Origin of the sequence: Cohnella sp. OV330, from assembly GCF_900112065.1 — a bacterium.
Classification (GTDB): Bacteria; Bacillota; Bacilli; order Paenibacillales; family Paenibacillaceae; genus Cohnella.
In genome coordinates this window covers 209,478-222,237 of the sequence record NZ_FOKE01000001.1, presented here as the reverse complement: position 1 = coordinate 222,237, position 12,760 = coordinate 209,478, and the positions used below count along the sequence as shown (strand labels likewise).

Genomic DNA, 12,760 nt, shown 5'->3' with positions numbered 1-12,760 from the left:
AGGCATGCGCTTTGAAAATCGGAATCGTCGATCTGGATACGTCCCACCCGAAAGCCTGGGTGCCGATCCTGCAGGAGATGGGACATGAAGTGACGGCCGTATACGACGGCGGCACGGTGCAGGATGAGGGCGCGGCCGGCGCGTTCGCCGAGAAGCACGGCATCCCGGTCGTCTGCGACCGGCTGTCGGAGATGCCGGCGCTGGTGGACGCAGCCATCATCCACAACGTGAATTGGGACCTGCATGTCGAGCGGGCGCGTCCGTTCGCCGAAGCGGGCAAGGCGATCCTGATCGACAAGCCGATGGCGGGCAGCGCGCGCGACATCCGGCAGCTGCTCGAGTGGTCGCGCGGCGGCGTTCGGATCGCGGGCGGCTCGGCGCTGCGCTTTTGCGAGGAAGCCGAGGCCTGGCGCCGGTCGCATGCGCCCGAGGACCGAGTCGTGACCGCGCTGGCCGGCTGTTCGGTCGACGACTTTAACTACGGGATCCACGCGTACGGCCTGCTGCTCGCGATCATGGGACCGGGCATTGCGAGCGTCAGGTCGGCAGGCGTGCACATCCAGCATCAGATCGAGCTCGTCTGGCATGACGGCCGCAGGGCATTCCTCAGCGTCGGCGTGACCGCCGGTTACCAGCCCTTCTACGCGACGATCGTCTCGGAGCGCGAAGTCCGGCATCTCCAAGTCGATGCGGACAGACTATACCGATCCTTCCTCGCGGCCGCGCTGCCCTATCTGGCGGGCGAAAGCACGAACGTTCCACCCTTTCCGCCATTGGGCGAGCTGCTCGAAGCGGAGCTCGCGGCGTTGGCTGCCAGACGCTCCTTGCTGGAGGGCGGGCGGACGGTCGCCCTCGACGAAGCGGCGGTCTCGTCCGAGCCGGGATACGACGGGGCGGCGTTCGCCGTTCAATATCGCATGAAAGCGAGAGGGCAAGCGCGATGATCACGATCAAGAAGACGAGTCTGAGCGCGATACGCGAGCCGCTCGCGGCGCCGTTCGGCTTCAAGGGCGGGTACGTCGACGAGCTGTGGCAGTCCGTCGTCTGTCTGGCGGATGAGATCGGCAACAGGGCGACCGGACTGGGCGTCCAGAGCGTGCTGTGGTCCGACCCGGACGTGCATGCGAGATGGGGCCATGAACGGGGCAATGCTTTCATGCAGTCGATCACCGCGCACGCGCTGGAGGCGGCGGAGGGCGCTACCTTCGAAACGCCGCTCGACCTGCTGGACGGTTTGCTCGGTCAGGCGCGCGCATACGGCGATAGAGCCTGGGTCGCAAGCCCGCTCCGCGCGACCTTCGCGCTGAACGCGCTCGTGCCCGTGGACCATGCGGCCTGGGCCTTGCTCGCCCAGCGGCATCCCGACGCCTCCTTTTACGAGCTGATCCCCGAGGTCTATCGGTCCGCCCTGACGGCCCGTCACGACCGTCTGGCCTGCACGCCGGTCGTCTCCTACGGCATGACGGCGGCGGACGTCGAGGCGCTGCTGGACGAAGGCTACTTCGTCCTGAAGATCAAGCTCGGATCCGACCCGGACGGCGACGGAGATCCGGACAAGATGCTCGCATGGGATATCAGGCGGCTCGAGGAGATCCACCGGATCGCGGACCGCCGCGACTGTCCGCATACCGAGAGCGGGAGGATCGTTTATTACCTGGACATCAACGGACGCTACGGCGGCCTGGAGCCGCTGCGGCGGCTGATCGAGGCGGCGGAGCGGATGGGCGCGCTGGACTGTATCTTGGTGGTCGAGGAGCCCTTCCTCGAGCATGTCCACGCGAGCGTAGCCGACGTGCCGGTCCGGGTGGCGGGCGACGAGAGCGTGCACGACGAAGGGGATGCGATCGCGCGCATCCAAATGGGCTACGGGGCATTCGCGCTCAAGCCCGTCGCCAAGACGATGAGCATGAGCCTGCGGATCGCCCGGACGGCAGCCGCTTACGGCATCCCTTGCTTCTGCGCGGATCTGACGGCCAGCCCCGTCATGGTCGATTGGAACAAAAATCTGGCCGCGCGCCTCGCGCCGCTGCCCGGTCTGTCCATGGGGCTGATCGAATCCAACGGCGGACAGAACTATCGGGACTGGGGCGCGATGAAGCGCCGCCATCCAAGGCCGGAGGGCGCATGGATCGAAGCGGCGTCCGGCATGTTCCGGCTCGACGCGGAATTTTACGCGCGCAGCGGCGGCGCGCTCGATCGGAGCGCCTATTACGATTTGCAGTGCAATCTGAAATAGCAATCTTTTCAATCGCTGTAAAATGAAGCTTTTTGGACTGTCCGGAATGGAGAAAAGTGCGGATTTTGCACTTTTCTCTTCGTTTGTATTCCTGTTAAGGTAGAGATGGAGGGGATCAGCCATGACACACTACCTGCGAAAATACAGAGAACGCAAATACCTGATGCGCATCATGCTCTCGATCAATCTCTTGATCGTCGCATCCATGCTTGCTTCTTTGCTGTCCGCGTACATGTACTCGAGAAAGATCAGCCTCGATTCACAGCGGGAAGCCAACGAGAAGGTGCTCTCCCAGATCAACTACAACATTTCCTATATGAACGAGACGGTCAAAAACTTCGCGATCTCCCTTTACTACGATAACGATATGGCGCAGCTGCTGTTCAGCCGGGAGCTGGACCGCTTCGAAGATACGCTGCGGATCAACAAGCTCAACAAGACGATCGCCTACAACTCGTTCGTCCATTCTATCGTTTTTTACAACAGCAAGCGGGATACCTACTTTACGAGCGGCGACGATTCGATATCAAGCCCCAAAAGCAATCTCATGGACATTACGAAGAGCTACCTGGCCGGCACCAAGCCCATTTACAAGATGCAGCTCATGCCGATCGCTTACGCGCCCAACACCGAACGTCCGCAGAATTCGCAGGAGATTTTCTCGCTCTACATGTACGACTCGGTCGAAACTTACAACAAGACTGACAGCGCTCTCATTATTAATATCAAGCCGGAATGGCTGTTCCAGAAGCTCGAGCTGATGAACGCGAGGTCCGACGATCCCTCCAACCGTATTTTTATCATGGACCAGAACAAAGAGATCTACAGTCCCGTCGCGCCGGCGGACGAAGGGCTCTCCGAGCTCAAGGAAGAGATCTACAGAAGAATCGACGCCTCGAACCAGGCGGTGTCCCAATTCACTTACAAACTGGACGGTCAGAAGCAGATCGTGAACTATATGGCGAACGCGTCGACGGACTGGGTCATCGTGGACATCGAGCCCTATACGGGCGTGCTGGCGCAGATCGAGCAGCTTAAAAAGGTGTTCATCACCGTGGCCGCGATCTCCTTTTTCCTGGCGCTGCTCGCTTCCCTGTTCGTCTCCAACAAGCTTTACAATCCGGTCAACGTGCTGCTGAAGCAGACCGAACGCGTGTCCGGCGTGGCGGCGGACCGTCCGCAGGGCAAGGACGAATTCAGCTATGTCACGGATATCTACGACCGGCTGGTCGACAAGCTCGCCTCGGAGCAGTCCAGGCAAGCCGGCAACGAAAATATTATCTGCTCTTATCACTTGCGCAAGCTCGTGACCGACAGCACGGCGATTACGGCGGAAGAGCTGCGGTCGTTCCGCGAACGAGGGTACCTCAAGACGGATCTGGAGTGGCCGTTCGTGCTCGGCGTCATTAAGGTAGACGACTACAAGAAGCTCAAAGAAACCCGGGGATTGGATCTGAAGCTGCTGCAGTTCGCCGTCTCCAACATCGTGCAGGAGGTCGTCTCCGAGGTTCTCCCCGTGGACGCGGTGGATCTTCGGGAGGAGCACTTCGTGCTGCTGTTCGACATCGGGAAGCCGGACGAGGATACGTACGAGCGAATCTCGGCGTCGATGCGCAAAGCGCAAACGATCGTAAACGATCTCTACCACATCACGTTCACGGTGGCGCTTAGCGATCTCGTCCCGTCGTACGGCGAGCTGACCTATTCCTACGAACGAACGCTCGATTATTTGCAGTACCGGATGAACGTCGGCGCGAACGCGGTGATCACGCCCGAGATCGTTCGGGAAAAGCAGGACAACCACGACGCGCAGATCCCGCCCGAGCTCGAACGCAAGCTGATCGAGGGGATTAAGTCTGGCCGGCAAGAGCAAGTCCATCAGGAGCTGGACCGGATTCGGGGCGTCATCTCCGGCATGAGCTCGGACGCGGTCATCCAGTCGGTCGTACACGTGGGCATCATCATCAAGCAGACGATCCGCGAGATCAACCAGAACAAGGTATCGCCGCTAACGCTGGACTTGCGCTCCATCGACGGTCTCGTATTCGAAAAGGAAACGCTCGACGAGATTTTCGAGGCGTTCGTCCAGATTCTGGACGCGATCTTCGTCGATCACAAGGCCGTCGTCGAGAACAAGGTCCAGGTCATCGTCGATACGATCAAAGACGTCATTCAAGCGAACTACGCCAACGCGAATCTCAGCCTCCAGGAGATCTCGGATCTGCTCAAGATGTCGCCGGCTTACGTGGGCCGGATCTTCAAAAAGTACGAAACCGTATCGGTGGCCGACTACATCAACGAAGTCCGCCTGCAAAACGCGGTGATCCTGCTCGAAAAAAACAACTGGCAAGTCAACGAGATTTCCGAGAAAGTCGGGTTCAGCTCGCACAGCTACTTCTTCAAGTTGTTCAAAAAACGCTTCGGCACGACGCCGAAGGATTACCGCATCAAAAAATCGATGGGCTTATAGAACAAGTTTCACTAAAATCCATATCGTTGAGCGCGACAAGGGGGAAAAGTGCAGATTTTGCACTTTTTTTTCTTTCCTGTCCTGCTACTGTATGAGGTGCGGATTCTACCGATCCGCCATCTGACAAGAGGAGGTATGGTTCTTGTACAAGAAACAGAAATCAAAGCTTGTTTCCAGCATGGCGGCATTTATGATTGCACTATTGGCTATCGGGCTCGTGCCTGCTCCCGGCGCGCAGGCGGCTACGATCACGTATCACGTCTCGAAGACGGGCAGCGACGCGGCGGACGGTTCTTCCGCGACACCCTTCCAGACGATCGGCAAGTGCGCGGCGGTGATGCATGCGGGCGATACGTGCCTGATCGATTCCGGCACCTACCGCGAGACGGTCAGACCGGCCGAGAGCGGCACGTCGGGACTGCCGATTACGTACGCGGCGGAGCCTGGCGCCACCGTCGTCGTCAGCGGCGCCGAGCCGATCGGCGGCTGGACGCTGGATTCGGGGCATATCTATGTCGCCGACCTGCCCGCGGGCATGAACAGCCTGGGCGACCAGAACCAGCTCTTCATACGGGATGAAGGAAGCGTCACGCCGCTGTGGGAAGCGAGATGGCCCAATATCGACGACTATACGCTGCCCGAGTTGAAGGCGCACGTAGGCATCGCGACGGGCGGCTCGGCAACGACGCTGTCGAGTAATCAACTGACGCAGGCCAACGATTACTGGGTCGGCGCGACGATGTGGATCCGGGGCGGCGACGCGTATAACCCGGTATCCACCAAGATCACCGGCTTTGACGCGGCGACGCATACGCTTACTTACCCGACGATCATCCAAAACTTCGACTACATGTGGCCGGAGCTCGGATCCACCTTCTATCTGTCGGGCGTACGCAGCGAGCTGGACGCGCCGCGCGAATGGTACGTCGACTCGGCTGCGCGCAAGGTCTATCTGTGGGCGCCGGACGGCGGACAGCCGGAGAACGTCGAGATCAAGCAGCGCCTCAAGACGTTCGATCTGAGCGGGCGCTCCTATATCCATCTGGAAGGGCTGCAGACCTTCGCCGGCAGCATCCCGATGGACGGCGGCGCGAGCTATAACGTGCTCGACGGCATCACGGCCGAGTATTTGTATTTCTCGACCGAATCGCACGGCACGTCCGTCGCCCACCAGCTTACGGGCGGCATCAATATAAGCGGCAGCAATAACGAAATCAAGAACAGCACGATCGCTTACTCGACCGGTACGCTGATCAACATCGACGGCAGCAACAACCGCATCGTGAACAATTCCATTCACGACGGCAGCTACTTCGCGGCCTACGATCCGGTCGTCAAACTGTCGACGGGCTCCCAGAACCTGATCAGCCACAACGATATGTATAATTCCGGACGCTACATCCTCTACTGGAACAGGGGCAGCGCGGAGATTCAATACAACGACATCCACGACGGCATGTGGCTGTCCCGCGACGGCGCGCTGATCTACAGCTGGGGCGCGGACATGGGCAACAGCGAGATTCACCACAACCTGATTCACGACAGCAAGGGCACGGACATGAGCGTAGGCTTGTACTTCGACAATTACGCCGCCAATGTCGTCGCCCACCACAACGTCATTTACAACAACAACGTCGGCATCCAGCTCAACACGCCGGGCAACTACCGTCTCATCTACAACAATACCGTCGTGAACAACGACGTGAGCAGCGTCGGGTATTGGGGCTCCGCGCCTTACGACCAGGAGCTGTACGGCTCGCGGGTTTACAACAACATCTTTACCAACAAAGTAGGGCTCACCGCGGATACGGCCAACGGGTTCAACACGGTTTCGGCCAGCGGCGTGAACTTCGTCGATGCGGCGAACGGCAACTTCCGTCTCGGCGCCGGCTCCACGGCGATCAACACGGGCGCCGTCATTGAGGGCATCACGGACGACTACGTCGGCGCGGCGCCCGACGCGGGCGCATACGAATACGGCGGTACCGACTGGACGGTGGGGCCGAACTTCGACAATCCGCCGAACCCGTCGTACACGCAAATCGCGACCCCTTATATGAACCTGATCAAGAACGGGGGCTTCGGCACGCTGGACAACTGGCTCCCATGGTCGACGACGACGACGTCGCTCGAACAAGTGCCGAACGCAACGGGTACCGAGGTCTGGAAAAACAGAGGCTACCAATCGCGGCTGAAGCTCGGCAAGGGCGGCGGCGTCGAGCAGAAGGTCAACGGCCTCAAGCCGAACACGGACTATAAGTTCGTCGCTTGGGTCTACAACGAACCGGGAGAAACGATCATCGTCGGCGTGACCCAATACGGCGGAGCCGACAAGGACATCTCGACGAAAGCGGAAAAGTACACGCGCATTGAAGTGCCATTCCATACAGGACCGGATATTACGAGCGCGCGCGTGCGGATCTACAAGAGCAACGCCACGACCGGCATTTCCTACGCCGACGATCTCGGACTGTTCGAGACCACGCCGTTCGACTCCGGCGTGAGCGACACGCTGCTGAAGGAAGTCAGCGTCAATCTGCCGAATCCGATCTTCACGGCGGGCGACACGGGCACGATCCCGCTCGTCGGCAAGCAGCAGAACGACCAGGCTGCGGATCTCTCGACGGCGGACGTGCAATTCACGTCCAGCGATAGCGGCGTCCTACGCATCGACGGCGTGACCGGGGGCAACGCGTCCTTCACGGCGCTGGCGCCGGGACAGGTCACGGTCGAAGCGATCGCGGTTAAGGACGGCATTACGAAGGCAGCGTCGGCGGTCGTCACGGTGTTCCCGAACGGCCCGCTGGCGCCGGTCGGCGACTGGTCGGTGCGTACCTATGGGGCCCACAGCCGAGGCTTCGCCACGGTGTCCGGCACGACCTATAACTTGATCGGCCAAGGCGACAACGTCTGGAACGCGAGCGACGACTTCATTTACTTCAGCAAGCCCGTCCATGTCAACGATCCGAATGCGACGGTCACGCTGACGGCGACGATCGATTCGCTCGGGGCCGGAGATCCGGCTTCGGTCGGCTTGATGTTCCGGGCGCAGGATACCGCCGATTCCAAGCACGTGCACTTCCGCACGGACGGCACCGGCAAGGTGCTGCGCTACGTATTCCGCAACGAGGAGAGCATCCTGGACGCGCAGAAGCCCGTAGCCGAGCAGAAGTACTGGGGCTCGCAAACCGGCCTGCTGCTCGACTTCCAAGGCAAGAGCATCGCCGCGCCGTTCCAGATGAAGCTGGTGAAGACGGGCAACAACGTTGAAGGATTCTACCTGAAAGACAACGCTTGGGTGTCGATCGGCAGCACGACCGTCGAGTTCCAGGGCGGCGACTTCCTGGCGGGCATCGGCATGTACTCGGGCGCGGGCAAGCTCCCGGTCAAGGCGGTCATCTCGAGCTTGAACGTCCAGATCGAAGGCGACGCGCCGCCGCCGGACACGACGAATCCGACGCTGGCCATCCAGCTTGACAAGTCGTCCGTCTGGCCGCCGAACCACAAGATGGTCACGGTCAACGCCGCTGTGACCGCGGCCGACGAAGGATCGGGCCTGGATTCGGTCGTTCTGACGTCGATCGCGAGCAATGCGCCGGCGAGCGCCGGCAATGACATTATCGCGGAGGTCGGCACGGACGCCCGGTCGTTCCAAGTGCGCGCGGAGAAAGGCCGGGTGTATACGGTCACTTACACTGCGACGGACAAGGCGGGCAACAGCACAGTGGGAACGGCGACGCTCTCTGTTCCCCATGACCAGTCGGGCAAGGACTAATGCATATCGCTCTACGTACAATAGCTTAAGAATCCCATAGCTTCGATATAAGAAGGAGCAATCCCATGACCCACCCCGACGCGCTATTCGAAACTCGGTGTTTGCATTCACTGGAGAAGGTCTTCGCGGACGAACCGCTTCGCGCCGTCCCTTACTTGCGCGGCTCGGCGCTCAAAGGAGAGACCTACGCCTTTCAGGTCGCTTACCGCGCGCCGAGGCTGACCAAGCAGATCGCCGTCAGCGCGGAATCCCCGTTCGGAGACCGAGTCTCCCTAAGATCCGTGGGATTGTCGCCGGCGGAGCTGCCCAGCCAGTACGACCACGACGACAACATCCTTCGGGCGACGCCGGGTCTGTATCCCGATCCGCTGTACCCGATCAAGGACGAAAAAGGCGTGACCGGTTTTCGCCATCAGTGGCGGTCGGTGTGGGTCACGGTAACGACCGATGCCGATACTCCTGCGGGCATTCATCCCGTCGTCGTCCGGTTCGCGGGCGAGGACGGAGAACCGCTTGGGGAGGAACGCTTCGAGCTGGAAATCGTGGACGCGGAGCTGCCGCCGCAGACGCTTATCCATACCGAATGGTTCCATGGCGATTGTCTGGCTACCTACTACGGCGTGGAAGTGTTCAGCGATGCGCACTGGACGCTGATCGAGCGCTACCTGGATACGGCCGTGCATCATGGCATGAACATGGTGCTGACGCCGCTGTTCACGCCTCCGCTCGACACCGCGGTCGGCGGCGAGCGGCCGACGGTCCAGCTGGTGGACGTGACGAAGGACGGAGCGTGCTACGTCTTCGGGTTCGAACGCCTGGAGCGCTGGATTGCCATGTGCGACCGGGTCGGCATCCGCTACTTTGAATTTTCGCATTTGTTCACGCAATGGGGCGCGAAGCACGCGCCCAAGATCTTGGCCGACGACAACGGGACGTACCGGCGGATTTTCGGTTGGGACACCGATTCGGCAGGCGAGGCGTACAGAGCGTTCCTCGGCGCGTTCCTGCCATGTCTGGTCGTCTTCCTTCGCCGGCGCGGACTCATGGATCGCAGCTACTTCCACATCTCCGACGAACCGCTGGAAGGGCATATGCCCTGGTACCGAAGCGCGAGCGAGCTGATGCAGGCGCACCTCGGGGAGCTGCCGATCATCGACGCGCTTACGGACTATGCTTATTACGAGCAGGGTCTCGTGCGGCGGCCGATACCGTCCAACGATCATATCGGACCCTTCCTGGAGCGTGGGGTTCCGGAGCTGTGGACCTACTACTGCTGCGCGCAATACAAGCAGGTGTCCAACCGGTTCTTCAACATGCCTTCGGCCCGCAACCGCGTGATCGGCATCCAGCTGTACAAGTTCCGGATCGCCGGGTTCCTGCACTGGGGCTACAACTTCTGGAATGCGCAATATTCGATCGAGGCGATCGATCCGTACCGCGTGACAGATGCCGGCTGCACGTTTCCTTCCGGCGACGCGTTCCTCGTCTATCCGGGAGCGGACGGCACGCCGGTCGAATCGATCCGCATGGAGGTGTTCTACGAAGCCCTTCAGGACCTGCGCGCGCTCCAGCTGCTCGAAGGCTTCGTCGGCCGCGATCGCTTGCTGGCGATGATCGAAGACGGGCTTGAAGAGCCGCTGACGTTCAGCGCGTATCCTCGCGACGCCGCGTGGCTGCTGGGATTGAGAGAATCGGTGAACGCGGCGATCAAGGCGCATATCGGTTAATACGAACGCGGCGCAGGACGATTCGTCCTGCGCCGTCATTTTGCCAAGGAGTGAATCCAAGTGAACGGAACTTCCGACACGACTGGCGCGCGGGGCGAGCCTGTCACAGTTGTCATCGTCGGCGCGGGCAGCCGCGCGATGAACTATGCCGCTTATTCGTTGAAGCATCCGGACGCGATGCGGGTCGTCGGCGTCGTAGAGCCCAATCCGGTCCGGCGGGCGCATACGGCCAGTCTGTACGATTTACCCGCGGACCGGTGCTTCGCGGACATCGACGCGTTCGTGTCCCGTCCGAAGCTGGCCGACGCCGTCATCAACGGAACGCTGGACGCGCTCCACATGCGGACGACGCTGCCGCTGCTCCGCAAGGGCTACGACGTGCTGCTCGAAAAGCCGGTCGGCATCTCGGAGGCCGAGGTGCTCGAGCTCTATCGCGCCGCCGAGACGTTTGGCCGCAAGGTCATGATCTGCCACGTGCTGCGCTACGCGCCTTTTTATCAGGCACTGAACGGGATCATCCAGACCGGAGAGATCGGCGACGTCATTCATATCCAGACGGAGGAAAACGTCGATTATCACCATATGGCGACCGCCTTCGTGCGGGGCAAGTTCGCGAGCCTGGAGAGGGACGGGTCTTCGTTTCTCATGGCCAAGTGCTGTCACGATCTGGATCTGATCTCTTGGTTTAAGACGGGGATCAAGCCGGTCCGCGTCAGCAGCTTCGGCCGGCTCTCGCAGTTCCGCGAGGACCGCGCGCCAGAGGGAGCGGGCACCCGATGCGTTGTTGATTGCCCGATCGAAGAGCGCTGCCCTTACTCCGCCAAGACGCTCTACGTGGATCGGGGATTATGGCCAGTGTACGTATGGCCGGGTTACTTGGACGGCGTGCGGCCGAGCGACGAGGAGAAGCTGGCGAGCCTGGCGGGAGACAATCGCTTCGGCCGCTGCGTATGGCGCTGCGACAACGACATCGTGGACCATCAGGTCGTCCAGTTCGAATTCGAGGACGGGAGCACGGCGGCGCACAGCCTTGTCGGGGCGACCTCCAAAGCCTGCAGGACCGTGCATATTACGGGGACTAAAGGAGAGATCTACGGCGAGCTGGAGGAGGGCTCGTTCGTCGTCCGGCATCCCGATCCGTGGACGGAAGGCGGCGTATACGCGGAACGCAAGGTCGCGATCGAGGTGTCCGGCGAGATGCACGGGGGCGGCGATCACCGGCTCGTCGAGGATTTCCTGCGGGTCGTCCGGGGCGATCCGGACGCCGGCTATTCGACCTCGCTGGCGCATTCGATCGTCGGGCACGTGGCGGGCTTCCGAGCGGACGTATCGATGGCTGCCGGCCGGACGATCGAGATCGACTGGGACGGCATTTTCGTTTAAAGGAAGGCGAGGAAGGTTATATAGAAAGGAGTTTGAGCCTATCAGTTAAAAATTCGCGAAACGCTTAATGGAGGGATTTTTCGATGGCCGACCAATACGCGATGCAAGATCCGACGAAGCAGTATCCGAAGGCGGGACCGGAGTATCAACAGACGCAGGAGCCGCCCGGTCTCCAAGTCGAGATGACACCGATTCCCGACTGCGGCGAACGGACGTACCGCGGCACGGGAAGGCTCGCCGGCCGCAAGGCGATCGTCACGGGGGCGGACAGTGGCATCGGCCGCGCTGTGGCGATCGCCTTCGCGAGAGAGGGCGCCGACGTCGTGCTCTCGTATTTGCCGGAGGAGGAAGCGGACGCGCAGCAGGTCGTCAGGCTGGTGGAAGAGGCCGGGAGTACGGCCATTGCGTTGCCTGGCGACCAGAAGGACGAGGCTTACTGCGAACAGTTGGTGCAGACCGCTGTCGACAAGCTCGGCGGCCTCGACATCCTGGCGAATGTGGCGGGCATGCAGCAGTTCGTGCCGGACATCGCCGACCTGACGACGGAGCAGTTCGACGCGACGTTCAAGACGAACGTATACGGCTTGTTCTGGCTGTGCAAGGCGGCGATCAAGCATATGAAGCCGGGCAGCACGATCATCAATACGTCGTCCATTCAGGCGTACAAGCCCGCGCCGATCCTGCTCGACTACGCGACGACGAAGGGCGCGATCAACGTGTTCAGCAAGGCGCTGGCCCAGCAGGTCGCGAGCAAGGGCATCCGCGTCAACGTCGTCGCGCCGGGGCCGGTCTGGACGCCGCTCCAGGTCGCCGGCGGCCAGCCGACGGAGAAGCTGGCGAAGTTCGGCGAGACGACGCCGCTCGGCCGTCCGGGCCAGCCGGCGGAGATGGCGCCGGCGTACGTATTCCTGGCGAGCCAGGAATCCAGCTACGTAAGCGGCGAGACGCTGAACGCCAACGGCGGCACGCCGACGCCATAAGCGCATCCGCGAGAGGATCGGCTATTGCAAACGGGACGAAGCGATATTTGCTTCGTCCCGTTTTTGCTTATGACGGGAGACGTCCGCCCATCGCTTGTTGTAGTGAAGGGGATTGCCCGGTTCGCGCCATGGATTGGCACGTCGCCTCTCGTAGTGAAGGGGATTGCCCGGTTCGCGCCATGGATTGGC

The 12,760-nt window shown here is 61.2% G+C and carries 7 protein-coding genes; all 7 read left to right on the top strand.

The features are described 5' to 3' along the window. The first annotated feature begins 11 nt into the window (after positions 1-11). Positions 12-944, top strand: coding sequence for a Gfo/Idh/MocA family oxidoreductase (locus tag BM235_RS00885; protein ID WP_199408917.1), 933 nt, complete (start codon positions 12-14; stop codon positions 942-944). Next, a complete protein-coding gene (locus BM235_RS00880) occupies positions 941-2,236 on the top strand; it encodes an enolase C-terminal domain-like protein (protein ID WP_090108650.1) in 1,296 nt (431 codons plus the stop codon). The genes BM235_RS00885 and BM235_RS00880 overlap by 4 nt, the downstream gene beginning before the upstream one ends. A 121-nt stretch (positions 2,237-2,357) precedes the next feature. After that, a complete protein-coding gene (locus BM235_RS00875) occupies positions 2,358-4,706 on the top strand; it encodes an AraC family transcriptional regulator (protein WP_090108649.1) in 2,349 nt (782 codons plus the stop codon). Between the two features lie 142 nt (positions 4,707-4,848). Further along, entirely contained in the window at positions 4,849-8,481 is a 3,633-nt protein-coding gene (locus tag BM235_RS00870) for a right-handed parallel beta-helix repeat-containing protein (protein WP_090108648.1), read from the top strand. 65 nt (positions 8,482-8,546) lie between these two features. Then, complete coding sequence (locus BM235_RS00865; RefSeq protein WP_090108647.1) at positions 8,547-10,208, top strand: DUF4091 domain-containing protein; 1,662 nt, start codon at positions 8,547-8,549, stop codon at positions 10,206-10,208. A 60-nt stretch (positions 10,209-10,268) separates the two neighbouring features. Then, positions 10,269-11,591 (top strand): Gfo/Idh/MocA family protein, encoded by a 1,323-nt coding sequence (locus tag BM235_RS00860; protein WP_255374003.1) that lies wholly within the window; start codon positions 10,269-10,271, stop codon positions 11,589-11,591. Positions 11,592-11,674: 83 nt separating this feature from the next. Then, positions 11,675-12,571: an SDR family oxidoreductase gene (locus tag BM235_RS00855; RefSeq protein ID WP_090108646.1), complete on the top strand. Its 897-nt coding sequence runs from the start codon at positions 11,675-11,677 to the stop codon at positions 12,569-12,571. Positions 12,572-12,760 lie beyond the last annotated feature (189 nt).